The sequence below is a fragment of the Terriglobia bacterium genome, from assembly GCA_020072815.1.
Taxonomy (GTDB): domain Bacteria; phylum Acidobacteriota; class Terriglobia; order Terriglobales; family Acidobacteriaceae; genus Angelobacter.
The window spans coordinates 250,659-274,564 of the sequence record JAIQGE010000008.1; the positions used below are offsets into that span (position 1 = coordinate 250,659).

Sequence of the window (23,906 nt, forward strand, 5' to 3'; positions counted from 1 at the left end):
ATTAGCAATTGGCAATTGGCCGAAAACCAAAAGTCGGTGCCACCTTGGTCTGGCTAGTTGCTAATTGCTAGCTGCTATTTGCTACTTCCGGTCTTTCACGCGAATCACAAATTTCAATCCGGACCAGACATCGTCAATGGCGCAGACTTTCACGTCCACCAAGCCGTTTTTCAGTCCGGTTTCGCGAACGATGTTTTCGTTCAGGTCCGTGGGCCGGCCGGACGCTTTCTTGGGCCAGCCGATCCACAACATGCCGTCGGGCAGCAGCGTCTTTGATAACAACGAAAAGTCACGCTCCAGCTCTGCCCGTTTATCGGTGAAATAAACCACCACCGCGGCCTGGCCGGAGAGCCGTTCGCTGGGCTGAACACCCTCCGGCAGCTTGCCCAGCGCCTTCAGAAACGTTGCCGGATGGTTACGCAAGATTACGCGGTGACCCGGCTTGATGCCAATCTTCTGGACGAGCGGTGTTCCTGAATAGCCTGCCATGGTTGAACGGATGATGGTTCTACGAAATATGCTTCAAAAGGTTTATGGTTCTCCGGATGAATGCCTAGTGCACGGGAGCGGCCGGTGCCGGCTTTTCCGGGACGCCCGGCAGCTCTTCCACCGTAACGTTCTCGTTGGTATAGATGCATGTGCGTCCGGCGATCTTCATGGATTCTTCAGCAATCTTGCGCGCCGGAAGATCGGTGTTGTCCATGAGCGCGCGCGCCGCGGCCAGAGCATACGGGCCGCCACTGCCGATGGCGGCCGCACCGCCGTCCGGCTCAATCACGTCGCCGGCGCCGCTGATGAGGAACGTCAGGTTCACGTCGGACACCAGCAGCAGGGCTTCCAGGTGACGCAGGACTTTGTCGGTGCGCCAGTCCTTGGCCAGCTCCACTGCGGCCCGGCCCAGGTTGCCGTGATATTGCTCCAGCTTGCCTTCAAAGCGCGCGAAGAGCGAAAACGCATCGGCGGTGGAACCGGCAAAACCGGCCAGGATCTTGTCGTTGTATAAGCGGCGGATTTTTTTTGCCGTGTGTTTGATGATGCCTTCGCCCAGGGTGACCTGGCCGTCCGCGGCCATCACCACCTGGCCGCCGCGACGCACGCACAGCACGGTGGTGGACCTGATTTTCATCGGAGTTCTTGCGGAGTTTGCTGCTGTTGATAACGGCATGGGGACAATTCATCATTATACAAGGCTTGGCGTGCTTGCTGGCGCGGGGCCTGGCGGGCAGCGGGTTGCAAGTCCGCACGGAGAAGGGGCAAGTTCTTTTGGGTGCCGCGGCATCATGTCGCTCCGCCATTACCAAAGACCAAGAGCAAGGCTCTTTGCGGATGGCAGTCTTCCGCTTGGAGGGTGTCCTCTTTTGCACACTTCCAGCGTTCTTCCCGGTATAGAATTTTTTCGACCCACCTGGAGGTGACTAATGGTTCTAAGAAAAGGGATCGTATCAGCCATTCTCGCGGCGTGCTTGATGTTTAGCGGCTTCGCGTTTGCCCAAGACCGTGACCACGATCGCGACCGTGATCGTGACCGGAAATGCGAACAGAGAATTCACAAAGCGGAAAACGAATTGCAGAAGGCCATCCGCAGGCACGGTGAACACAGCCGGCAAGCCGAACAGAAACGTCGTCAGCTGGAAGAAGCGCGGGAACGCTGCCGTCACCATGACGGTGATCGCGACCGCCACTAGAAATCTGTCAGTCGCATAGCTCGTTTGTCCTCCTCACAGCCAGGCTTTTTTTCAAGCCTGGCTTTTTTTGCTGAACCTTGACCAACTCTCCGCCGGGGACGCCAATTTCACACAGAAAAAAGGGCGGACCCCCTGTTCGGGAATCCGCCCCATCGGATATTTAGCGTTCTACGCCAGGGTCTCCGCTTTCCCTGTAAACCGTACAACTCAACGAGCTTTCCGGAACAGCCGCAGGACAAAGCCGGAGCCCAGAGAAGCTGCTCCCAGCAACGCCAGCAGCGGCAGCGGTGACGCCGTATGTGGCAGCTCAGGCTCCTTCACCTCTGCTACTTGCTCAGGGGCAATGGAACCGGTCAGGTGCAGCGAGGCCACGCTGGTGTCTGAGCCTCCACAAGCGTTGGTCGCCGTGATTTTGTACAGGTGTGTTTCATCCAGAGTTCCTTCGCCGGTCTTCTGCGGGACGGCCAGAATCTTCTCAGAGCCGCTCGTACCCGTTACCGGGCCGATGGGTTCAACGCGAACCGTATCCGCATTCATGGCGGTCCAGTTCAGGTTGGCTGAGTCCTGCTCCATCACTTTGTCGCCGACCTTGACGTAGCGAAGCTCATTGGTCGAAGGCACCAGGGTGGTCTTCACCGCATTGTCAACATGCACCGTGACATTGGAAGAGACCACTCCGCCCGGGCCGATGGTGTGGAATTCATAGGTAGTTGTCTGCTTCGGCGTCAGGGAGAGTTCCCCATTGGCCAAGTTGGACAACTGATTGTTGTTGGCCATTACGGTGGTCCGCACAGCTTCCGTCGTTGTCCAGGAGAGGCGTACCGGCTCGCCGCATTTGACCGTATCACGGTCTGCAACAAACTTGCCGGTGACCGCAGCCACGGCAATGGTGGCCGTCGCCGTGCCTGCTTCAAACCGCTTCAAGGAGCTGATTTTTGGACCTTCCGGCCAGTCTTTGTAGACCATCTTTGCGTTCTGATCGGTATAGAGAATCAGCCGCTCGTTGGCCTTGACTTCAACGGGCCCGGACCAGATCATCTGGCCGTTTTTGTGGTTTACCAGAAAGAGCGTGTGCATGCCTACCGGCGCGACAATTTGCTGTTTGTTCAGGAAATTGTTGTTGGCTTCATCGGCGTGGGCCACGAAAAATTCCGGCTTAGTGTCATTGAGAAAGACCAGCGTGTCGCCGTGGACGCCTTCGATCTGGATGCGTCCCCACGGTCCTGAAACCATGCCCGCAACGGGTGTCAGGCGGGCATTCAGCGGCGGGTTGCCGCCTTTCTCGATGTACAGGTTTACTACCTGCGGCACAAATCCGTAGTTGTACACACCCAGGGTATGGTCGCCGGTCGGCAGCGTAAGCGTATTGCTGCGATGAACAAAGGGCTGGCCGTCAACGAAGATGTACGCCTCCTCAGGAGTGACATTCACGCGGATGGTGCCTTCCTGCGACAGCGCCACGCTGGCCGCAGTTAGAAGAAATAATGTAATCGTGCAGAACCGTCGGAGAGAGTTGAAACTCATAAAACCTCCTTCGGCTTGTTCTGGTTCCGACGAGAGAGGGAGTACCCCCAGCACAAGCCTTTACTCACCAAACTTCCTCTTCTTAAAAGCTAGTCCTGCGAAGAAGCCGCTTATGTGCCCGGCGTCACGGGCGCGAGTGATATAGCGGTCCGCGCCAACGGGACCTTACGCACGGTAGGTGTGTGATTTGCGCGGAGCGAATGCGCGACCTGCGAAATCATCAGGCGTTGCTTTGCCGCCGGAGGCTGACGTGCTTTGGCCCGCTGTCTGGGATTTGATAGATTCTCTTCATGGCGAAACAGGTCCCCATCGGCACGCGTGGCGAGGCAACGATCGTAGTCGACCACGAACACACGCTCCACCATCACGACAAAGATTTGCCGGCAATCTACTCCACGCCGCACATGATCGGCTTGATGGAGTGGGCCGCGGCCAACGCCATGAAGCCCTTCTGCGACGCGGGCGAGATCAGCGTGGGGACGGCCATCAACGTCGAGCATCGCGCACCCACCGTCGTGGGCGCAGAGGTGAAAGCTGAGGCCGTGCTGGAATCCGTGACGGCACGCTTTTATGTCTTTCGCGTGACCGCCCACAACGGAATGCATGAGATCGGCCGGGGGACTGTGACGCGAGCGTTTGTGAATCCGGCGAAGGTGGCGGAGCGGTATTTGAGGGGAAACAGTTAGAACGTGGTCTTTGTGAAATCCCGAAGCGCAGCGAGGGATCCCTGTCCCAAGAAAGAAGGCTGCGATGTGGATACTTCAATTTCTTGGTTGATGTAGGGATTCCTCGCTCCGCTCGGAATTTCAGAAGAAGCCCTTTACCATATCTCTGTGACGCTTCCCTTCAGCATCGAAGCCCACGCCGGCCCGGCCCGGCTCGGCCGATTGCACACCCCGCACGGCGAGGTGGAAACCCCCGCGTTCATGCCTGTTGGCACCGTGGGATCAGTGAAGGCCGTCCCCCAGGACGTCCTGGAAGACCTGGGAGCGCAGATCATCCTGGGCAATACCTATCATCTTTATCTGCGTCCGGGACACGAGTTGATTCGCGGGCTTGGCGGACTGCACAAATTCATGAGCTGGGAGCGCGCCTTACTCACCGACTCCGGCGGCTTTCAGGTGTTCAGCCTGGGCGACCTCCGCAAAGTCAGCGAAGAGGGCGTGAGTTTCCGTTCGCACCTGGACGGCTCGTCGCACTTCTTCACTCCGGAGCGGTCCATGGAAATCCAGATCGCGCTGGGCGCGGACATTATTATGGCGTTTGACGAATGCACCGAGCATCCCGCCGACCGCGCGCGCGCCCGCGAATCCATGGAGCTGACGCTGCGCTGGGCGCGCCGCAGCAAAGACTACTTTGAAGCGCACAAGCATGAAGTGCCGTGGGGGAATCGGGACATCGGGAGATCTGGACATCGGGACATCGGAAAACCGGACTCAATGAGGCCCCAGCACTCATCACTGAGCGGTCAGCCCTCCGCGGGCTCTTCAGCTCGAACACAAGCTCTCTTCGGCATTGTGCAAGGCGGGATGTACGCGGATTTACGCCGCGAATCCGCCGAGCGCACGGTGGAAATGGACTTTCCCGGATACGCCATCGGGGGCTTGAGCGTGGGCGAGCCGCGCGCGCAGACGCTGGAAATGATCGCCGCGGCTCTCGAAATCCTGCCTAAGGACAAGCCGCGGTACGTGATGGGCGTCGGCTACCCGGACGAGATCGTGCAATACGCCGCCATGGGCGTGGACATGATGGATTGCGTGCTGCCCACGCGGGCGGCGCGTCACGGACTGCTGTTTACCTCGGAGGGCCGGATCAATATCAAGGGCGCGCGATACGCCCAGGACCAGTCGCCGCCCGACCCCAAGTGCGGGTGCAAGGTTTGTGCCCGTTACAGCCGGGCGTATCTGCGGCACCTGTTCGTCGCCGGGGAACCGCTGGCCGGGGTGCTGAACACCGTCCACAATCTGGCGTTCTACCTTGACACTATGCGGTCGGTACGTCATGCTATACAGCTTGGGGACATCTCAGGATTGCTCTCTGGCAGGGCGTCCATGGTCTGAGGGGCCTCCGGCTTTTTCCGGCGCAATACAACCTCCGAATTACTCCCGCACGAAGATGGTCATGTGCAGGAGGCCCGGGCGGGATTTGATCAGCGGTGACCAGCGGGTGACAAACTCCTCTCTGTGTGCAGGTGAGTGTGCGTTCGGCTGGCGCAGCGATCATTAAGAATGGTGCAAACATAATGGATTTATTTCTGTTTCAGGCTGGGGGCGGCGGCGGGTTGGGAATCTTCCTGCTGTTGCCGCTGCTGTTTATCGCGGCCACGTTCTATTTCCAGCAGAGAAAGACCAAGCGCTGGCAGGCCATCATGAGCAGCCTGAAAAACGGCGACCGCGTCACCACCGGAGGCGGAATTCGCGGCACCATCATTTCCATGAAAGATGACGCTGTGATCCTGAAGGTGCCGCCGGACAACCTGCGGCTGGAAATCGCCAAGAGCGCGGTGGTCTCCGTGGGCCGCGACGACGACGAGAAGAAATCATAAAAAGAGAAGTGGCGTTCAGAAAATGCAAAAGAACTTACTCACCAAGACCCTGATTATTGCCGCCGTCCTGCTGCTTTGTTTGTACGGCATGCTCGGCTGGCCCACGAGTTTCAGCGGACAAGGGCTGAAAGCGGCCATCATGGACCGGATTCATCTGGGTCTGGACCTGAAGGGCGGCACTCACCTGGTCCTGCAGGTGCAGGTGAATGACGCGATTAACGCGGAAACCGACCATGCCATTGAAACTCTGAAAGATGAAATGGCCAAGGACGGCATCACCTACGCGGACATCGCCAAGCCTGACGCCAACAGCCAGCCGGAAAAGATCGTAATCAAAGGTGTTCCGTTGGACGCCGGCTCCAAGATCCGCTCCGCGGTAACAGACCGCTTCCGGGAATATGACATCGCCAGCGGCGCCGAGGGAACCTGGACCATGACCATGAAGCCCACGGTCATCAGTGATCTCAAGACCAGGACCGTGGATTTGTCCATTGAGGCCATCCGTCGCCGCGTGGACAGCCTGGGTGTGAGCGAGCCCAGCATTCAACGCAACGGCATGGGCAACAACCAGATCCTGGTGCAGCTCCCCGGTGTGGATGATCCCGGGCGCGTGAAAGAGATTATCCAGTCCACGGCGCGTCTGGAAATCCACCAGTGTTTTGGTACTGCGAACGGATATGCCAACGAGCAGGAGGCACTGCTAGCGAACAAGGGTATGTTGCCCCCAGGCACCATTTTGTTGCACGGCTCACCTGGCGGCGCCGGCGACCAGGGAGACCACGTATTCGTTATTGCACGCGTGCCCATCGTCGGCGGAACTGACATCATGGACGCCTCTCCGGGCACGGACCAGAACGGCCGGCCCAGTGTTAATTTCCAGTTGACGGCAGCTGCCGGACGCAAGTTCTCCGCTTTTACCTCCACGCACAACGAGGGCAGCGGCGACCCGAATCCCTTCATCGCCATTGTGCTGGATAGCAAGGTCCGCGAAGCCGCGTCCGTCAAGACGGAAATCCGCGACCGTGGCGAGATCGCTGGCGGATTTACCGAGCAGACGGCGCGCGACCTGGCCATGCTGCTCAAGTCCGGCGCCCTGCCCGCCAGCTTGCATTACCTCACCGAGCGGACGATCGGTCCTTCGCTGGGAGCGGACTCCATCAAGGCCGGCGTGAACGCGGCCATTTTCGGAATGCTGGCGGTCCTGGTCTTCATGCTGATCTACTATCGGGGCGCCGGCATCAACGCCAACGTGGCCTTGATCCTGAATCTGATCATCCTGCTGGGCTTTATGGGATTCACCGGCCAGGTGCTTACTTTGCCGGGCATTGCCGGAGTGATTCTCACCGTCGGCATGGGCGTGGATTCCAACGTGCTGATCTTTGAGCGCATTCGCGAGGAGCTGCGCAACAACAAGGCCCCTGCCGCGGCCGTGGACCAGGGGTTTGACCGCGCCTGGACCACCATTCTGGATACCCACGTGACCACCATTGTCTCAGCCGTAATTCTGTTCTTTGTGGGATCGGGGCCGGTGCGCGGATTTGCCGTGACGCTTACTTTCGGTCTGCTGGCCAATTTGTTTACCGCCGTTTTTGTTTCCCGGGTGATTTTTGACGCCGTCCTCAACCGCAAACAGCGGGGAGAAGCTCTGAGCATCTAGCGCAAAGGTTGATAAAGTGGAATTTTTTCGCAACACAAACATAGATTTTCTAAAACTCAAGTGGTACTTCCTCGGCTTTTCGCTGATCTTCAGCATCGCCGGCATCCTTTCCATGCTGTTCTGGCACGGGGTCCCTCTGGGTGTTGATTTCCGCGGCGGTACCCTGGTTTACGTGAAGTTCGTAGACAAGCCGGATGAAACCGCTATTCGCGGCGCGTTGGACAAAGCCAACCTGCACAACGCCAAGATCCAGCGCTATGACATTCCCGCCGCTAATGAAGTGGTCATTTCGCTGGACGAGAAAGATACCAGCGAAGCCGATCTCGACCACGGCAAAAACCTGATCATCAATGCCCTGGAAACCAACCCTGTCCCCGGCAAGCGGAACTTCAACAACAGTGACCGCGTGGGCTTTGCCGCGGTGCGCGATTCGCTGGTAACCCACGATCCTTTGCACACAGGGCAATACGACGAAGCGGCCCACCAGGTGACGGATTACCTCAAGGCCCACGGCGGCGTCCTCAGGAGCCTGGATGAGCTTCAAGGGACCGTGCCCGCGCCGGTGATTGAGGCCCTGAAGCAGGATTTCTACACCGCCAACTACGGCATCCGTGGCGCGGACATCGTGGGACCGCAGGTAGGCGACCAGCTCAAGCGGCAAGCGCAACTGGCGGTCGGCTTCTCGCTGATCGGCATGCTGGTGTATCTGTGGTTCCGATTTGAGCTGATTTATGGCGTGGCCGCGGTGGTGGCGGTATTTCACGATACGTTAATCACGGTGGGAGCTTTCTCCTTGACGAATAAGGAGATATCGCTTACTGTTATCGCCGCAATTCTCACCCTGGTCGGTTATTCCATGAACGACACCATTGTGGTTTTTGACCGCATCCGGGAGAACGTAAAGCTGCTGCGCAGGGAAAGTCTGGCGGACATTGTGAACCGCAGTATCAACCAGACTCTGAGCCGGACCATTCTGACTTCCGGACTTACGTTCCTGACGGTAATGTCACTGTATCTTTTCGGGGGAGAAGTACTGCGAGGGTTCTCGTTTGCCTTGGTTATCGGCATCATAATTGGGACGTATTCGTCCATCGCCGTGGCCGCCCCCATGCTTGTGGCATACCAGGATTGGCGCCGGTCCAGAGGCTCCATACCGGCCCCGGCAACGGCGGGCAAGGGACGGGCCAAGGCGTAAGCAGAAAATTTCTGGCAGTTTGGGAGCAAAAACGGGTTCCCCGGTGTCAAACGTAATTGAGTACTCCCTTTAAGGGATTGGAGAAGCAACGATGTTTGAAGACAGCTTAATGGAATCAGGCGGCAAGATTAAGACCAACCAGGGAAAAACCACCACGATCACCTTTGTCGTGGAGTCATTGATCATCGGATTTCTGGTCTTACTTCCATTGCTGATCACCGACGCTCTGCCGCTGCATCAGCTCAACTCCTTCCTGGTGGCCCCGCCGCCGCCGCCGCCGCCGCCGCCCCCGCCACCGCCGGCAGTCCAGCATGTGCAGAAGGTTAGCGAGATTGTGAACGGCGAATTGCGGACCCCCAGCAAGATTCCCAAAGTGATCAAGATGATCAAGGAAGAAGAAGCGCCGGCTGCCAATACTGGCGTGCTGGGAGGCGTGGAAGGCGGAGTTCCGGGAGGATCCGCCAATGGCGTCATGAACAGTTTGATCGGCTCGGCCGCGCCCCCGCCGAAGGTGGCAACTCCGCAACGGCTGCGGGTATCTCAAGGTGTGCAAGAAGGCAACCTGATCCGCCGCATTGAGCCCGTTTATCCGCCTATGGCCAAGGTGGCCCATATTCAAGGCGAAGTGATCTTGCAGGCCATTATCAGCAAGACCGGCACCATTGAGAATTTGCGCCGGATATCAGGGCATCCGATTCTCAGCCAGGCTGCCATGGATGCCGTGAAGCAGTGGAAGTACAAACCCTACCTGCTGAACGGTGAGGCGGTAGAGGTGGAGACCACGGTAGCGGTCACTTTCAAGATGTAAGGCACGCCCCGTTTTTTGAGTGGGCCGGAACGGCAAGTGCGCGGCGCCGGCCCGGACCGCAGGTTAGACAAGTCCAGCGAGTGGCGAAGGCTGCTTTCTGTTCTGCCCAAAAGTTCCCCCGGGTGGGAACGCGCTCGGCAAAAGTTTCTTAAAAGTTCTGAGGAGGAAAACTTAAACTCATGCTTGTCGCAAATCTTGCAACTGTTCTGTTGGCCAAGGCGCACCTGGTGGCCTTTTGGCTGTTCCAGGCTGCCCCCGATGAAGGCGTTGTCGGCTGGGATCCGATCAGCCTTTGGCGCCAGATGGGCTGGATGGCCCGCATCGTGGTGATCATTCTCTTCATCATGTCCGCCTGGTCTATTGGCGTGATGATTGACCGCTGGATCGCTTTCAGCGCCGCCCGCAAACAGTCGCGCTTGTTCGCGCCGGCCGTTGCCGGGGCCCTGCGTGAAGGCAAGCTGGATGAAGCCATCCGCGTGGCTGAGCGCAACAAGAAGAGCCACTTGGCCAAGGTTGTCACCGCCGGCCTGCAGGAGTTCAAGGCCCACGGCGACTCAACCGAAATTCCCGGCGAGCAGATTGAAGCCAGCAAGCGCGCTCTGGAGCGGGCGGAAGCCATCGTTCACGCCGAACTGAAGCGCGGCTTGGGCGGCCTGGCCACCATCGGCTCCACGGCGCCGTTCGTCGGCCTGTTCGGAACGGTGATCGGAATTCTCAACGCCTTCAAAAAGATTTCAGAGCAGAAAGCCACCGGTCTGGGCGCCGTGGCCGGCGGTATTTCAGAAGCTCTGGTGACCACCGCTTTGGGTCTGTTCGTGGCCATCCCGGCCGTGATGATGTTCAACTATTTCACCGGCAAAGTGGAAGCCTTTGACGTGGAAATGGACAACTCTTCCAGCGAACTGGTGGATTACTTCCTGAAGAAGAGCAGCGCGCGGCGGTAAGCCAGGAGCACCCATGGCAATTTCAGTCAGAAACGAGGGGGCCAAGGTCAACTCCAACATCAACGTCACGCCCATGGTGGACGTGATGCTGGTGCTGCTGATCATCTTCATGGTGATCACGCCCATGTTGCAGCGGGGCAAGAGCGTTGACTTGGCCAAGACCAACAACCCCATCCAGATGCCGGATGCAGATAAGGAAGACGCCTTGATCGTGGCCGTACAAAAAGACGGCAAGGTGTTTCTGGACACCAGCCAGGTCGGCCCGGAAGAACTCACCAACAAGATCAAGGAGCGCCTGACCAACCGCACCGACAAGCGCGTGTACGTGAAAGCTGATGCGCGGGCCCACTACAAGGCTGTGGTGTCCGTGGTGGATGATGTCCGTTCCGCTGGCGTGAGCGATTTAGGCCTGCTCACCGAACAGAGACGGCAGTAAGCGTGAGCGGCGTCCCCGGAAAGCCGGGGCCGGGCTAAACCAAAACGCATTTCATATTGAGGAACATAAGTTATGGCAATGGCAATGGGAACCGGGGGCGGGCAAACAGCGGACATCAACGTAACGCCGCTGATTGACGTTCTCCTGGTACTCCTGATTATCTTCATGGTGATTACGCCGCTGACGCCCAAAGGGCTGGAAGCGCTGGTTCCGCAGCCTCCGCCGCCGAACGCGCCGCCTTCGCCCCCGGACCGCACGGTGGTGGTCCAGGTGCTGGAAGCCCCGGGCGGCGGCAAACCCAAGCTCAAAATCAACCAGGATGACGTTTCCTGGGACGATCTCAATAACCGCCTCACCGACATTTTCAAGACCCGCGCCGAGCGGATCATGTTTGTGAAGGGCGATGACGACATTGAATTTCAATACGTGGCCCAGGTCATTGACGTGGCGCACGGTACCCAGGTAGTGGACAAAATCGGTCTGGTTACAGCCAAGATCGAATCCGGGCAGTGATCGTATGACTCCTCCGCACGGGGCGCGCGCAAGCGTGCTTCCGTGATGTTGTCCTCTAATAACGAACTAATTTTCCCCTGACTCCGGCAAGGAGAGGAGAACCATGAACAGAGGCGCACGACTCGTGACGGTAATCGCCGTCGCAGCCGCGCTGTTGAGCACAGCGGGTTGCAACAAACTCAAAGCGCGCGACCAGCTCAACAAGGGCATCCAGTCGTACAAGAACGCGAACTACGAGCAGGCCATCAACCACTTTCAGGATGCGGTCCGCCTGGATGATGATCTCAAGGTCGCCAAGCTGTATCTGGCCACCGCGTACGCCCAGCAGTATGTTCCCGGCGTGGATTCGCCGGAAAACCTGGCCAATGCCAACCAGGCGATTTCCGAGTACAACAAGGTCCTGGGCAACGATCCGCAAAACATCAACAGCATCAAGGGCATCGCCTATCTCTACATGAACATGAAGCGGTGGGATGATGCGCGCCAGTATTACAAGAAGGCCCTGGAGCTTGATTCCAACGACCCGGACCTGTACTACTCCATAGGGTTCATTGACTGGTCACAGACTTACAAAGACGCCGCTGAACTCAAAGCCAAAGCCGACCGGCGCGTAGAAGACGAGCTCAAGGGCAAGGCCGACCAGAAGCTTTGCGATGAGATGAAGGCCAAAGACGGCGCAAACGTGGAAGAAGGCATGAAGATGCTGCAGATCGCCATTGACAAGCGCCAGGACTACGATAGCGCCATGGCGTACCTGAACCTGCTGTACCGCCGCAAAGCCAATGACATGACCTGCGATGATGCCCAGGCCCGCGCGGACTACGTCAAGGCCGCCAACGAGTGGATCAACAAGGCCATGGACGCCAGAAAAAGGAAGGCCGAAGCCGCCTCCAAGAAAAACGTAGGCGGAATTGTTCTGGACGCCACGCCCACGCCGTCGCCGAAGTAAGTTTGCGTTTTTGATCTCGCCCCTCCTGCGGGAGGGGCTTTGTTTTTCTCTGGTGACGGCGGGTAGTGGGTCGGTTAGGTCCTTGACCAGTTTTCGTCTTAAGCGTGACGGCGCGCACATTCGCGCGCTCAGTGGAATCAAGTACAATCGGGCTTTTGCCGAAGAACGCCGCGCTGGAGAAATACCGCGCCGGCAATCGCTTGTCCCACAAAAGAAAATGCCATGTTCAAAAAGGTGCTGATCGCGAATCGCGGCGAAATTGCTCTGCGGGTGATTCGCGCCTGCCGCGAGCTTGGAATCACGTCCGTGGCCGTATTTTCTGACGTGGACCGCGCGTCTCTGCACGTGAGCCAAGCCGATGAAGCGTATCCCATCGGCGCGGCCGCCGCCCGCGAATCGTACCTGAACACCGCCAGAATCCTCGAAGTGGCCCGGCGCTGCGGCGCGCAAGCCATTCATCCCGGTTACGGATTTCTATCGGAGAATTCCCAGTTCGCCCGCGCGTGCGCGGAAGCCGGCTTAAAGTTCATTGGCCCGCCGCCGTCCGCTATGGAGCTGATGGGTTCCAAGACGCGCGCCCGCCAGGCGATGCAGTCGGCCAACGTTCCGTTTGTTCCCGGTTCCGCCAAGGGGTTGACGCTGGCGGAAGCCGAGGCGCTGGCGCCGAAGATCGGCTTCCCGGTGATGATCAAGGCCGCGGCTGGCGGCGGCGGCAAAGGCATGCGCCTGGTGCGGACGCAACAGGAACTCAAGGCGTCCTATGAAACGGCGCAAAGCGAGGCCCTGCGTTCTTTCAATGACGGTGAAGTCTATCTGGAAAAGTTCATTGAAAACCCCCGCCACATTGAGATCCAGGTGCTGGGGGACGAGCACGGCAACATGGTTTATCTGGGTGAACGCGAATGCTCGGTGCAGCGCCGCCATCAAAAAGTGATTGAAGAATCGCCCTCCGCCATTGTGGACGAAGACATGCGACGCCGCATGGGACAAGTTGCCGTCCAGGCCGCCACGTCCGCCGGCTACACCAACGCCGGCACCGTGGAATTCCTGGTGGACGCGCAGCGCAATTTCTATTTCCTGGAGATGAATACCCGGCTGCAAGTGGAACATCCCGTCACCGAGCTGGTCACCGGGCTGGATCTGGTGCATTTGCAACTGCGCATTGCCGCCGGAGAAAAACTGCCATTCCGGCAGGAAGACGTCCGCCTGCGCGGGCACGCCCTGGAATGCCGCATTTACGCCGAAGATCCGGAGAACAATTTCTTTCCGTCGCCGGGAAAGATCACCAGGCTGCAGCGGCCTTCGGGGCCGGGCGTCCGCGAGGATTGCGGCGTGTATGAGGGCTGGACCGTCCCACTGGACTACGACCCCATGCTATCCAAGCTGATCGTGCACGCGGCGGACCGCGCGACGGCGATTGCTCGCATGCGCCGGGCGTTGGATGAGTATTTCATCGGGGGTATCAAGAGCAATCTGCCGCTCTTCCGGCGCATTCTGGAGCACCCGGATTTCATCGCGGCGCGCATTGATACCGGCTTTCTCGATCGCCTACTTGCTGAGAAGCCGGTGGCCGATGGCGCGGACGGCAAGCTTGCGGACATCGCCGCCGTGGCTGCCGCGATCTTTGCCGCCACTGCCGCACCCGCAGGCGCCGGGACGAACGGCAACGGCACGAACGGGGCCGGCACAAATCATGGCAAGTCATCCTCTGCCGCGACCCAGTGGAAGCGTACCGCGCGCGAAGAAGGGGTCCGCCGCGCATGATCTACGAGGTCATCATCGCGAACAAACCGCACCGCGTGGAACTTGCGCGCGAAGGGCCGGGATGGCGCTGCAAGCTCGACGGGCGTGAATTCCCGCTGGATATGATCTCCACCCAGAACGGCGTCCTGTCCATTTTGTTGGACGGCCGTTCTTACGAAGTGAAGCAGGAAACCACGGCGGCGGAGAACAACATTGTGGTGGGGCAGCAGCGCTTTGCCGCGGCGGTAAGAGACCCGCGGTCCCTGCGTTCGCGCCGCGCGGCCGATTCGGGCAGCGAAGGTCCAAGAAGAATTACAGCGCCCATGCCCGGCAAAGTGGTCCGCATCCTGGCTCCGGTGGGCACGGCGGTGGAGGCCGGCCAAGCCGTCCTGGTGATTGAAGCCATGAAAATGCAGAACGAGCTCAAGTCGCCCAAAAAGGGAACGGTCAAGAAACTTACGGTCGTCGAGGGCGCCGCCGTAGAAGCTGGACAGGCCTTGGGCGAAGTGGAATGAACTTGAGCAGCTTACCGCAGGCCGGACCCTACTTTGTGCCGGCGGCGTTCTTCATGATCTGCTCAGCATAGTAGTTCTCAATGCTGGCGTTGTCCCGGAGCACCTCGTCGTAAGCGATCTTGAGCAACTGTTCGCGCTGGATGCGCAACTGGCCGCGAATCCACTGCTGCACCGCCGGATCGTTGAGGTCGCGCTGCCCGGCCGCCTCTTTGCTCAGCAGCTTTACGATGCGGTAACCGGTGGTCTGGTGGTTGTTGGGGTTGATCACCGGGATGACGGGGCTGTGCTGGCCGGCCGTGAGCTTGGGGATGGCATCGCGGGTAGCGGCGTCAGTATTCTTAAGTTGCGATTCCGGCATGGCGCCCAGTTCGCCGCCGTTATGAGCCGTATCAGGATCTTCTGAGTACCGGGCGGCGGTTTGGGCGAAATCTTCTCCGCTTTGCAACCGGTTGTAGATCATCTGGATCTTCTTGCGCTGGTCGTCCGCCGTCCCGCCCGTGGGAGGCAGTGCGCTCACGAAGATGTGCGCCACGTAATAGCGCGGTTCAATCAAATTGAAATCAGCCTTGTGCAGGTTGTAGTAGTTCTGGATGTCGCCGTCTGAAATGGTGATCTTGGAGGCAATCTCCTTGTTCAGCAGCTTTTCAATCGTCAGATTGCGGCGAATCTCCTGCTTGTACTCTTCCTCTGAGAATCCCCGGTCTTTGAGGATCTTCTGGAACTCTTCCTGGGTATAGGGCGCCTTGATCTGGGTGAACTTGCTTTCCACTTCATCATCGGTGGCCACCACGCCCAGCTTTTGCGCCTGCTGCAGGTGGAGTTGAACGTCCATGATGCGCAGCAGGATGTTGAGGCGCAGGGCTTCTTCTTCGGCCTGGGTCGGCTTCTGCGTGCTCCCGGCGGTCTGACTGTTGTAACTCTTGTCCACTTCCGAGCGGAGGACCTTGTAGCCGTTTACCTTTGCCATCACGTTCTTGTCCGTGCCGCGGCCGGGGCAGCCCGCAAGCATCAACAGGCCGGCGACGCCCAGCAAAAGCGCACTACGCCGATGTTGAACCGATTGCATTAAACAGTTGCCTCCTATGGACGAGTTCAGATTGAACGGTACGATACCCGACTTTCATCAACTTATCTACTTTTTTGCGCTGGGCGCTGCCGACGGCTGGCCGTTCTCCGCCAGAGCGCGATCAAGAATGGCGCGCATATCTTCGAAAGGCACGGCGCCGGAAACCTTCTCGCCGTTGATGAACAAGGTTGGCGTGGAATCCACGCCCAGCTTCTCCGCTTCCGCCATGGAGGCGCGAACCCCGGATTCATCCTGCTTTTTCACGCAAGCATCCAGTTTGGCGGCGTCCAGTTTGTATTTCACGCCCTGATCTTTGGCCGACTTGTCCAAGGTGACGATGGCTTCGGCCAGGTTCTTGCCGCGAAATTCCTGCTGCGCCGCGTGGATGGAATCAGCGTACGTCCAGTAAGCGTCATTGCTCTGGTCCCCCAGGCAGTTGGCGTTCACCGCGGCGTGCATCGCCCAGGGATGAATTTCCACCAAGGGATAGTCTTTGTAGATGAACCTTACTTGGCCGCCGTAGGCCTCCAGCAGGCCGGGGAACAAGGTGGCGTGCATGCGCGAGCAGAAGGGGCACTGGAAATCGTCAAAGTTGACAATGGTGACCTTGGCGTCCGCCTTGCCGCGGATGGGCCGGCCCTTTACGTCAATCCTGGACATCAAGTCCTGGGAGATATCAATCTTTTCCATGCGGGCCACGGTCTTACGGTCTTTGGCCAGCAGGAAGTCCAGCGTCGCCGGCTTGCTGCCGCCGGTAAACGTTATCTGGAGGGTGTCATAGCCGGGGATGTCTGAGGGCTTGGGCTCAGACAAGGCAATCGTGATTTGCTGAGGAACGCTGTAGCGCGCGCGGATCTCGGTCTGAATCCGGCGGGAGACTTCAGGGCTGAGCGAACCGGGATTCTGCGCCTTGCAGCCCGCGCCCAACAAGACCAGCAAGAAGACGATGTTTAGGGAAAAGCCCCGTGCTCGTGCCAAGAGATACCACCTTTATCCGAAAAAAGTCGTTCTCTGATTATCTCATGAGGGGCATTCGCCCCGCCTTACGGGGCCAGCTTGATCAGGGGCTGGGACCGCAGAGCGGCGTTCATGGAGCCGGAGCGAAACCCTTCTGTATCCACGGTGACAAAGGTGAACCCCAGGGCTTTGAAGATGCGCGTAAATTCGGCGAACATCGGCGCGGTCAGAGCGCGGCCAAGCTCCTCGCGGCTGATTTCAATCCGGACGATTTCGCCGTGGTGGCGTACGCGAAACTGCTGAAAACCCAGGGCCCGCAACGCGTCCTCACCTTGCTCCACGGCAGCCAGGGCCTCACGGGTGACGGGCCGTCCGTATTCGATGCGCGATGACAGGCAGGCCGAGGCCGGCTTCTCCCAAACACGCAGGCCGGCATCACGGGCGAGCTGGCGGATTTCAGCTTTGGTCAGGCCGGCGTCCAGCAGCGGCGCCGCGACCTGGTGTTGCCGGGCCGCCGCCTGGCCGGGACGAAAGTCGCCCTGGTCGTCAAGATTTACGCCGTAAGCGATAGAGGAAAACCCCTGTTGCTGGGCAAAAATCTCCATCACCCGGAACAGCTCATCTTTGCAGTGGAAGCACCGCTGCCCGTCATTGCGGACATACTCTGGGCGGTCCATCTCGGCGGTCTGGATGATCTGCAGTGGGATGTGCTGCTCTTCGGCAAACGCGATGGCGTCCTGCAAGTGGGTGCGCGCCAGACTGGGCGAGTCAGCGATGACCGCCAGCATATTGTCGCCAAGCACGCGATGCGCCGCGTACGCGAGGTAAGCCGAATCTACGCCGCCGGAGTAAGCCACCAGAGTGCGCCCCAGCGCGGAGAGGCTTTGGTCAAGACGCTGCTGCTTGGCGGGGAGATCCACAACCTCATTTTAACCACAAAGGACACGAAGGAACACGAAGAGGAAAGCTCAAAACCAGACCTAAACCCAAAACCTTTGAAACACGGAGGAAACGAGGAAGCAGAGGATTTAATGGAGCACGAAACCTCACAGCGGGGGCACGAAGACGCGAAGAAAACGAAGCTTACGTCTCCTCCGATTCCTCCGTTCCTCCGTGTTTCAAAGGTTTTGGTTTTCCACCTTTTGCACCTTTGTGTCCTTTGTGGTTAGCTTCTCAGAACAGCCGGGCCTGCCGCTTCAAATTCCCGAACGACCCGATATTCGCAAGCGTGAAGGCGAAGCGGTACTGGTTTTCATTGCGCACCGAGCCTAAAGAAAAGCGGCGGTATTCGAAGCTCAAGCCGCAACAATCCCAGTTGTAGGCGGTCTGCGCGGCGGAGTACTGGAGCAGGTTGAACTGGGAATCCACACCGGCCTGGGCGGCCACGCTCCATCCGCGCTTGCTGGGGCTGCCGTAGCCGACCAGCGCGCGAATCTGGTTGAACACCAGAGGCACGCAGGCAGGCTGGTTGAAGATGTGCGGAGTGCAGAATGGCAGCGTTGCTCCGGTAGCGGAGTTGGGGTCGCGAACAATCTCACCCGGGACCTGAAGATAGGCGTGGCTGCCTTCCACGAAAAAGTGGTCGCCAAAATGCAGGGTCGAATAAAACGTGCTGGAGTTGATGCGGCCCTTCTTGGTGTCGTAGTCAATTTCCCATTGCAGGTCGCTATTGCCGGTGGTGCGCATGTGGACCTTGGAGACCAGGGGAGAAAACACCCGCGGGTCCGTGAGGAAGGCGATGCCGGCGAAGTCCACCGTGGTGGTGAGCACGTTGCGCCGGCCGTTGATCAGGGCGCCGCCGAAGTTGGGATCGGCGAAATACTTTTGCTTTACTTCCCAGGAGAGAAACTCATTGGCGCCGGCGGGCGTGCAACCCAGGGCCGCGGCTGTCTCCCGGTCCAGCGCGGACGCTGGAGCCGCCGCCTTGCCGTTGCTGCGCGCCGGAGCGCTCTTCTCTTTGGTCGCGTCTTTGGTCGCGCAATCATCTTCGACGTGCTTGAGGTAGAGCCGCTGCGTCAGCCCGTACTCGACCTCGTTGGTGTTGCTGAGGATGTCGCGGTAGTCGAAGCGGACCACCGAGCCAAAACTTTCCACGCCGTTGGTGTAGCGGTACACCAGCCGCGGTTCAATGGTGTGCTTAAGCATCCTGCCGCCGATGGTCTTGTCGAAGACCTTCACCAGCGCGGGCGGCCGGACTTCAACCGTGGCCCCGATGGTTCGCCGGTTAATTATGTTGTGCGAAGAAACCTGGGGATTCTGCGTCTGGATCAGGGTTTGCTGTTGGGTGTAAACGGTGTTGCGCAGGTCCACCTCCGGCCGCAACATCCAGCCCTTGACCAAGACCGGCAGCGTGAGATCAGGGTCAATATCAAAGCGGCCCACCACGCCGGGCGTGACAAAGCCTTGCTCGCTGCGACGCAAGCCTTCGGCTGCCACGTCATACGACCAGTAGACAGGCGACCCAAAGATCCGCTGGTCCAGGCTGGCGAGTCCCAGCCCCGGCACGTGGAGAATGGTGATCACGTCGTCTGGATTGGAACTGCTCTGGAAGTTCTGGTAGCGCGAGCCGAAGCCGTTGAACAGGAAGCCGTGCTGCGCCTTGGAGAGGAACGCGACGGACTTGACCTCTGAATCCACCGCCTGGGAAAAATTCTCAGTAAACGCCGCGCGGAAAGCAAACGAGCTGAGGTAGTCCAGCGACGCCACGCCGCGGAAGCCGTATCGGAAAGAAGCTTCGCCGTTGACTTTGATGTCTTCGCCGCCCTGATTGATGGTGGCAGGATTTCCCTGCGCGTCTTTGCCGGCCACGCCCCGGTCCAATACCTGAAAGTAGTTCACGTTCAGGTAAGAGCTTTCACTTGGCTTGGAGCGGAACCCTTCGGTCAGCGACCAGCCGCGTTTGGATAGATATTCGGCGCCGAACGTGGCGTCCATGCTGCGATTGATGGCCCAATAGAAGGAATCGCCCAGAATGGTCCCCTTGCTGCTGGAGGTGCCGAAGTTGGGGATCAGGAAGCCGGTCTGGCGTCCCAGTTGTTCCACCGGAGGCGCGGCGTAAGGAAGGTAAAACACCGGGACGCCCTTGAGCCGGAACGTGGCTTGGTGAATCCGCGCCGAGCCGCCCACGCGCAAGATGATTTTCTCCGCGTTGAAAGTCCATTTGGGATGCGGCAGCTCGCAAGAGGTGACTGACCCGTGGTGCAGGACGTATTCCTCCGGGCCGGTCTGCTCTACCACTCTTCCCGTAAAGGTGATGGGATTGGAGGAAGTCAGTGTGACGTTTCTTCCGCTGAAGCGCGCGCCGGTGGAGCCGCTAACGTCATAGAACTTGCCGGTGCGGCTGCGGACGTTGTACTGGGCGTGGCTGGCGGCGATGTGCATGTCGCGCGGGCCGCCGTCAAACGTGGCGTCGCCGTCCGACGATGCGTCGCCGGTGCCGGCATCGTAGGTCACGGTTTCGCCGTGGAAGTGGTAGTCGCCAAAATGGACGTCTACGTCGCCGCGCAGAATATAAACGTCGCCGGTTTTCTCGCATTGGCGGGCGGTAATTTCCACGGGCTGCTCTTTACTGATGGCCAGCTTGGGATTCTTTGGCGGCTTTTTTGGCGCCTTTGCGGTTTCTGCCGCGGCTGGCGCCGGCGGATGCGTCGCTAGCGGCGCGGTGGCCACCACGTGGCAGTATCCCGTCTTGTCCGGCGCGCCTTGGGCAGGCGAAGGAGGCGCTGAGAGCGCCTGGCTTGTCACTAGCGGCGTGGCGACAAACAGATGACAAAGCACGCACGCTGTGAAAACATGATGGAGAGGGGAACGCATTGGCCTTTGGGCTTGACTGGGCAAGTTATCACGCCCTGTTTTAGAAAAGCAAAGGCAGCGTTTTCCGGCTTCTGGCGAAGCTCACAACTGCTCCATGACCTGTCCCGTCTGCGACAAGCCCTACCCGTGTCTGCACAACCGGAGAAATTCAGCCGTCCTCGTCGAACCTGAGATGAATGAGCGCGAGCAGCACTTTGCTGCATCCGCGCAGGATGCTGCCGCCGCCGGCCAGAGTTCCGGTAATCAAGACTATTGGCGGCAGGAAGTAATCTCCCGCGTGCAGTTGCACCGCGCGCGCCGCCGCAAGCGCTCTGATCCGGATGGATCTTTGTCGCTGGATCTGGATTTTCCCGCCGAAGCGCCGGAAGAATTCGCAGAGCCGGAGCATCGCGAGCCGCCGCCGTTGATTGTGCCCCGTCCGGAAGAAGTGATGCCGCTGGCCACCGAAGCCGCGGACCTGAGCGGGCCCTTGCCGGATCCCGCCCCCATGCCCGAACTGAAGATTCTCCGTTTTCCCCGGCCTGCACATTTGCCGCTGCCGGTGACGCAGAGGGCGTCGATGACGATGGTGGAAATGGAGTTGCCGGCCCCGGTCCGCGAGTCACCGCGCATTGTCTACGCCGCTGACAGCACTCCCCCGGCGGAACAGATGGAATTGCTGCCCAGCTTTGACGACATCCGGCTGGACGCCCCCGAAGTCAGCTTGAAAGACGAGCTTGAGTTGTCGCCCTGCGCGGCGCCGCTGGGCAAAAGGGCCATCGCCGGACTGGTGGATGCAGGAATTGTGATGGCGACGACCGCCGCTCTGGCTTACGCCTTTGAGCGCTTCATCGTCCCCAATGTCATATCGGCGCAATACGTGGACGAAGCGCTTCCCTCGCGCATGGTTCTGCCCTGCCTGCTCGCCACTGGCGGCGTGCTGTGGCTGGCGCTGCAATATCTCTTCCTGGTCTATGGCGCGGGGACGCCGGGCATGAGCTTCTCTGGTCTGGAACTCTGCACTTTCGCCGGCGAGCGGGCGTCTCTGGTCGCGCGCCGCTGCCGCGCCCTGGCCTGCGGGCTTTCTCTCTTCTCCGTGGGATTGGGCTATGCCTGGGCGCTGGTGGACGAAGACCAGCTCGGCTGGCACGACCGTATGACTGGGACGTGCTTGCGGGAGAAGCAGTCGGCAGTCAGCACTCAGCACTCAGCCAGCTGCGAAGAGCACAGCGAAGCGGACCTGCCTTACTAGAACTGTTGCGAGAACACGGTTCGTAACAGGGCCTGACTTGAAGTCAGGCCGCCAGAATGTAAGAGTTTTTGGCTGCAGCCTTACTACACGCGCCGGCTGCCCCTTTGGTGCGTTCCTGCTGATTTTTTTGGCGATAGGGCTCCTTCGCTCCGCTCGGGATGAAAACCAGCATTTTGTTACCATCAAATAGATGGCCCCAACAGACAAAGTACGCGTGCGCTTTGCGCCTTCGCCCACCGGACAGCTTCACATCGGCAACGTGCGCACAGCGCTCTTCAACTGGCTTTTTGCCCGGCAAAAGGGCGGGACGTTCATCCTCCGCATTGAAGATACTGACGTGGAACGCAGCGAAGCCCGCTACGAAACCCAGTTGCTCGAAGACCTGAAGTGGCTGGGACTGGATTGGGACGAGGGCCCGGACGTGGGCGGGCCTTACCCGCCGTACCGCCAGTCCGACAAGATGGACGTCTATCGCGCCTACGCCGAGCGGCTCATCCAGGAGAAAAAAGCTTACTACTGTTTCTGTACCGCGGAAGAACTGGAGCGCGAGCGGGAGCAGGCGCTTAAGGAACAGCGGCAACCGATTTACTCCGGCAAATGCCGGGGGCTTGATGCCGCGGAAGTTGCCGCGCGGCGCTCGTCCGGCGAGCCTGCGGCCATACGGCTGCAAATTCCGGAGCATCCGATTCGTTTTCATGACATCGTCCGCGGCGACGTGGAGTTTTCCAATGAAGTGGTGAGCGATCCCATCATCGTCCGCTCAGGCGGCATGCCGGTGTACAACTACGTGGTGGTGATTGATGACGCCGACATGAAGATCACCCACGTGGTCCGCGGCGACGACCACATCTCCAACACGCCCAAGCAGGTGGCGGTGTATGAAGCGCTGGGGCTCCCGGTGCCGGAATTCGCGCACCTTTCCACCATCCTGGGGCCGGACCGCGAGCGGCTGTCCAAGCGGCATGGAGCAACGTCGGTGGCCAACTTCCGCGAGATGGGGATTCTGCCGGAAGCGCTGATGAACTACCTGGCGCTGCTGGGCTGGGCGCCGAGCGGCGGCGACCGCGAAATCTTTCCCCGGGACGAGTTGATCAAAGAGTTTTCCCTGGAGCGCGTCACGCCTTCGCCGGCGATCTTTGACACCGAGAAACTGCACTGGCTGAACCGGCATTACATCAAGCAGAGTCCGCCCGAGAAGATCCACGCCATGGGCGCGGGATTCCTACAGCGTGCTGGGCTCCTGCCGGCCAGTTTGGACGGCAGCGTCAGCAGCTGGGCGAACAAATTGATAGATCTGCTTGCCCCGTACGTTGACCAACTGGACCAGTTGCCGGAGCGTGCGGGAATTATCTTCAAGCACGATCCCGAGGCGGCGCTGGCACAGCCCGAAAATGCTGAGAGCTTTGCCGGCGAGAAAGCGGCGGCCGTGGTTCGGGCGTTCGCGCAGCGTGTTGCCGGCGAGTCGCCGCTTACGCCGGAGCGGTTCAAGGCGATCATGAATGAAATCAAGACTGAAGCCGGCGTCAAGGGCAAAGACCTGTTTCATCCGGTGCGCATTGCGCTGATCGGTTCGCACTCTGGGCCGGACTTTGACCGGCTGATTCCGCTGATCGAAGAAGGCAGCAAGCTGGCGCTTCCCTTACACGTGAAGAGCGTGCGCGAGCGGGCTGAGGCGTTTGTGGCGGCGCTTGAGCGGAAGCCATGAAATCGCATTTCCGGTTTGAGTTCGCCTTTCCGTACGCCTACGAAGTCAAAATCCTGGAGCACGCGCCGCTTCCCCATCCGCTGGAGCTGCTTTATCACTATCCCCTGGAGCTGGAGGAACGCGACCGCAATGGCACTTATGTTCGCGTGATTCCGCAGCGGGGCATAGCCTGGAAAGGGTTCTTTGCCCTGGGTTTTGACTCCGGCCAGGTGGTCAACTGCGTGAGTTCCTGTCCTGATCCCACGCAGCTTTGTGTGGTGGCCGGCGGCTACGCTTACGTGGTGAATGTTGGCGCGCCGTGGCAGTGGCTGGGAATTGGGCAGCGTCCGGTGACCGATTTGCGCTCCGTGGTGGAAGAGGGCCTGCTCTTGTTTGCCGGGTTCACCAGCATCACTGCCCTGGGGAGCGCGGGAGTTGCCTGGACCACCGAGCGCCTCTCCTGGGAAGGCCTGCGAATCGTAGAGATCTCCGGCGGCGAGTTGCACGGGTTCGGTTGGGATGCGACCAGCGACAAAGAAGTGGAATTCGCCGTGGACCTGAAGACTGGCAAGCATCGCGGCGGCGCGCGGCCGTGAGAGTGCTTTCGCAAGGCAAACATCCGTTCAATTACAGAAGTTCAA

General features: G+C 59.5%; 23 protein-coding genes. 15 read left to right on the plus strand and 8 right to left on the minus strand.

The window, feature by feature from the left end:
• Window positions 1-81: 81 nt before the first annotated feature.
• The 4 genes from LAO20_12770 to LAO20_12785 form a co-directional block, all read right to left on the minus strand.
• Complete coding sequence (locus LAO20_12770) at window positions 82-489, minus strand: DUF3052 domain-containing protein (GenBank protein MBZ5532299.1); 408 nt, start codon at window positions 487-489, stop codon at window positions 82-84.
• 64 nt (window positions 490-553) lie between these two features.
• Window positions 554-1,126: an ATP-dependent protease subunit HslV gene (hslV, locus tag LAO20_12775; protein ID MBZ5532300.1), complete on the minus strand. Its 573-nt coding sequence runs from the start codon at window positions 1,124-1,126 to the stop codon at window positions 554-556.
• A 316-nt stretch (window positions 1,127-1,442) separates the two neighbouring features.
• A complete protein-coding gene (locus tag LAO20_12780; GenBank protein MBZ5532301.1) occupies window positions 1,443-1,682 on the minus strand; it encodes a hypothetical protein in 240 nt (79 codons plus the stop codon).
• Between the two features lie 210 nt (window positions 1,683-1,892).
• A complete protein-coding gene (locus tag LAO20_12785; GenBank protein MBZ5532302.1) occupies window positions 1,893-3,209 on the minus strand; it encodes a hypothetical protein in 1,317 nt (438 codons plus the stop codon).
• 290 nt (window positions 3,210-3,499) lie between these two features.
• On the opposite strand from LAO20_12785, the gene LAO20_12790 reads away from it, so the two are divergent.
• From LAO20_12790 to LAO20_12845, 12 genes are all read left to right on the plus strand, one after another.
• Entirely contained in the window at window positions 3,500-3,895 is a 396-nt protein-coding gene (locus LAO20_12790; protein ID MBZ5532303.1) for a thioesterase, read from the plus strand.
• Window positions 3,896-4,042: 147 nt separating this feature from the next.
• Window positions 4,043-5,269, plus strand: coding sequence for a tRNA guanosine(34) transglycosylase Tgt (locus LAO20_12795; GenBank protein MBZ5532304.1), 1,227 nt, complete (start codon window positions 4,043-4,045; stop codon window positions 5,267-5,269).
• 182 nt (window positions 5,270-5,451) lie between these two features.
• Window positions 5,452-5,754: a preprotein translocase subunit YajC gene (gene yajC / locus LAO20_12800; protein ID MBZ5532305.1), complete on the plus strand. Its 303-nt coding sequence runs from the start codon at window positions 5,452-5,454 to the stop codon at window positions 5,752-5,754.
• Between the two features lie 22 nt (window positions 5,755-5,776).
• Window positions 5,777-7,411 carry a protein translocase subunit SecD gene (gene secD, locus LAO20_12805; protein MBZ5532306.1) on the plus strand — a complete coding sequence of 545 codons (1,635 nt, stop codon included), beginning with the start codon at window positions 5,777-5,779 and terminating at the stop codon, window positions 7,409-7,411.
• Window positions 7,412-7,427: 16 nt separating this feature from the next.
• Window positions 7,428-8,606, plus strand: coding sequence for a protein translocase subunit SecF (gene secF / locus LAO20_12810; GenBank protein MBZ5532307.1), 1,179 nt, complete (start codon window positions 7,428-7,430; stop codon window positions 8,604-8,606).
• 91 nt (window positions 8,607-8,697) lie between these two features.
• Window positions 8,698-9,414 carry a TonB family protein gene (locus LAO20_12815; GenBank protein ID MBZ5532308.1) on the plus strand — a complete coding sequence of 239 codons (717 nt, stop codon included), beginning with the start codon at window positions 8,698-8,700 and terminating at the stop codon, window positions 9,412-9,414.
• Between the two features lie 179 nt (window positions 9,415-9,593).
• Window positions 9,594-10,358 (plus strand): MotA/TolQ/ExbB proton channel family protein, encoded by a 765-nt coding sequence (locus LAO20_12820; GenBank protein ID MBZ5532309.1) that lies wholly within the window; start codon window positions 9,594-9,596, stop codon window positions 10,356-10,358.
• A gap of 13 nt (window positions 10,359-10,371) precedes the next feature.
• On the plus strand, window positions 10,372-10,794 hold the full coding sequence (locus LAO20_12825) for a biopolymer transporter ExbD (protein MBZ5532310.1): 423 nt from the start codon (window positions 10,372-10,374) through the stop codon (window positions 10,792-10,794).
• A gap of 72 nt (window positions 10,795-10,866) precedes the next feature.
• On the plus strand, window positions 10,867-11,307 hold the full coding sequence (locus tag LAO20_12830; protein ID MBZ5532311.1) for a biopolymer transporter ExbD: 441 nt from the start codon (window positions 10,867-10,869) through the stop codon (window positions 11,305-11,307).
• A 103-nt stretch (window positions 11,308-11,410) separates the two neighbouring features.
• Window positions 11,411-12,256 carry a tetratricopeptide repeat protein gene (locus LAO20_12835; GenBank protein ID MBZ5532312.1) on the plus strand — a complete coding sequence of 282 codons (846 nt, stop codon included), beginning with the start codon at window positions 11,411-11,413 and terminating at the stop codon, window positions 12,254-12,256.
• A gap of 222 nt (window positions 12,257-12,478) precedes the next feature.
• Window positions 12,479-14,020, plus strand: coding sequence for an acetyl-CoA carboxylase biotin carboxylase subunit (gene accC / locus LAO20_12840; protein ID MBZ5532313.1), 1,542 nt, complete (start codon window positions 12,479-12,481; stop codon window positions 14,018-14,020).
• Complete coding sequence (locus tag LAO20_12845; protein ID MBZ5532314.1) at window positions 14,017-14,514, plus strand: acetyl-CoA carboxylase biotin carboxyl carrier protein subunit; 498 nt, start codon at window positions 14,017-14,019, stop codon at window positions 14,512-14,514. The genes accC and LAO20_12845 overlap by 4 nt, the downstream gene beginning before the upstream one ends.
• 28 nt (window positions 14,515-14,542) lie before the next feature.
• Here LAO20_12845 and LAO20_12850 read toward each other — a convergent pair whose 3' ends face one another.
• From LAO20_12850 to lptD, 4 genes are all read right to left on the minus strand, one after another.
• Entirely contained in the window at window positions 14,543-15,580 is a 1,038-nt protein-coding gene (locus LAO20_12850; GenBank protein MBZ5532315.1) for a SurA N-terminal domain-containing protein, read from the minus strand.
• A 66-nt stretch (window positions 15,581-15,646) separates the two neighbouring features.
• The gene (locus LAO20_12855) at window positions 15,647-16,558 is read right to left on the minus strand and encodes a DsbA family protein (GenBank protein ID MBZ5532316.1); all 912 of its coding nucleotides are present in this window, start codon (window positions 16,556-16,558) and stop codon (window positions 15,647-15,649) included.
• A gap of 65 nt (window positions 16,559-16,623) precedes the next feature.
• Entirely contained in the window at window positions 16,624-17,457 is an 834-nt protein-coding gene (gene larE, locus LAO20_12860) for an ATP-dependent sacrificial sulfur transferase LarE (protein ID MBZ5532317.1), read from the minus strand.
• Window positions 17,458-17,710: 253 nt separating this feature from the next.
• Window positions 17,711-20,350: an LPS assembly protein LptD gene (gene lptD / locus LAO20_12865; protein MBZ5532318.1), complete on the minus strand. Its 2,640-nt coding sequence runs from the start codon at window positions 20,348-20,350 to the stop codon at window positions 17,711-17,713.
• A 94-nt stretch (window positions 20,351-20,444) separates the two neighbouring features.
• Between lptD and LAO20_12870 the strand changes: the two genes are divergently transcribed.
• The 3 genes from LAO20_12870 to LAO20_12880 all read left to right on the plus strand — a co-directional run bounded on the left by LAO20_12870 (window position 20,445) and on the right by LAO20_12880 (window position 23,861).
• The gene (locus LAO20_12870) at window positions 20,445-21,581 is read left to right on the plus strand and encodes an RDD family protein (GenBank protein MBZ5532319.1); all 1,137 of its coding nucleotides are present in this window, start codon (window positions 20,445-20,447) and stop codon (window positions 21,579-21,581) included.
• A gap of 190 nt (window positions 21,582-21,771) precedes the next feature.
• Window positions 21,772-23,286 carry a glutamate--tRNA ligase gene (gltX, locus tag LAO20_12875; GenBank protein ID MBZ5532320.1) on the plus strand — a complete coding sequence of 505 codons (1,515 nt, stop codon included), beginning with the start codon at window positions 21,772-21,774 and terminating at the stop codon, window positions 23,284-23,286.
• On the plus strand, window positions 23,283-23,861 hold the full coding sequence (locus tag LAO20_12880; GenBank protein ID MBZ5532321.1) for a hypothetical protein: 579 nt from the start codon (window positions 23,283-23,285) through the stop codon (window positions 23,859-23,861). The genes gltX and LAO20_12880 overlap by 4 nt, the downstream gene beginning before the upstream one ends.
• Window positions 23,862-23,906 lie beyond the last annotated feature (45 nt).

Bases quoted from the DNA above. Each gene is read 5' to 3' on its own strand.
- LAO20_12820 (MBZ5532309.1), top strand. From the start codon at position 9,594: ATGCTTGTCGCAAATCTTGCAACTGTTCTGTTGGCCAAGGCGCACCTG.
- LAO20_12870 (MBZ5532319.1), top strand. From the start codon at position 20,445: ATGACCTGTCCCGTCTGCGACAAGCCCTACCCGTGTCTGCACAACCGG.
- LAO20_12880 (MBZ5532321.1), top strand. From the start codon at position 23,283: ATGAAATCGCATTTCCGGTTTGAGTTCGCCTTTCCGTACGCCTACGAA.
- secD (MBZ5532306.1), top strand. From the start codon at position 5,777: ATGCAAAAGAACTTACTCACCAAGACCCTGATTATTGCCGCCGTCCTG.
- LAO20_12790 (MBZ5532303.1), top strand. From the start codon at position 3,500: ATGGCGAAACAGGTCCCCATCGGCACGCGTGGCGAGGCAACGATCGTA.
- lptD (MBZ5532318.1), bottom strand. From the start codon at position 20,350: ATGCGTTCCCCTCTCCATCATGTTTTCACAGCGTGCGTGCTTTGTCAT.
- LAO20_12815 (MBZ5532308.1), top strand. From the start codon at position 8,698: ATGTTTGAAGACAGCTTAATGGAATCAGGCGGCAAGATTAAGACCAAC.
- LAO20_12845 (MBZ5532314.1), top strand. From the start codon at position 14,017: ATGATCTACGAGGTCATCATCGCGAACAAACCGCACCGCGTGGAACTT.
- hslV (MBZ5532300.1), bottom strand. From the start codon at position 1,126: ATGAAAATCAGGTCCACCACCGTGCTGTGCGTGCGTCGCGGCGGCCAG.
- LAO20_12835 (MBZ5532312.1), top strand. From the start codon at position 11,411: ATGAACAGAGGCGCACGACTCGTGACGGTAATCGCCGTCGCAGCCGCG.
- LAO20_12785 (MBZ5532302.1), bottom strand. From the start codon at position 3,209: ATGAGTTTCAACTCTCTCCGACGGTTCTGCACGATTACATTATTTCTT.
- LAO20_12770 (MBZ5532299.1), bottom strand. From the start codon at position 489: ATGGCAGGCTATTCAGGAACACCGCTCGTCCAGAAGATTGGCATCAAG.
- accC (MBZ5532313.1), top strand. From the start codon at position 12,479: ATGTTCAAAAAGGTGCTGATCGCGAATCGCGGCGAAATTGCTCTGCGG.
- yajC (MBZ5532305.1), top strand. From the start codon at position 5,452: ATGGATTTATTTCTGTTTCAGGCTGGGGGCGGCGGCGGGTTGGGAATC.
- LAO20_12850 (MBZ5532315.1), bottom strand. From the start codon at position 15,580: ATGCAATCGGTTCAACATCGGCGTAGTGCGCTTTTGCTGGGCGTCGCC.
- gltX (MBZ5532320.1), top strand. From the start codon at position 21,772: ATGGCCCCAACAGACAAAGTACGCGTGCGCTTTGCGCCTTCGCCCACC.
- LAO20_12830 (MBZ5532311.1), top strand. From the start codon at position 10,867: ATGGCAATGGCAATGGGAACCGGGGGCGGGCAAACAGCGGACATCAAC.
- LAO20_12825 (MBZ5532310.1), top strand. From the start codon at position 10,372: ATGGCAATTTCAGTCAGAAACGAGGGGGCCAAGGTCAACTCCAACATC.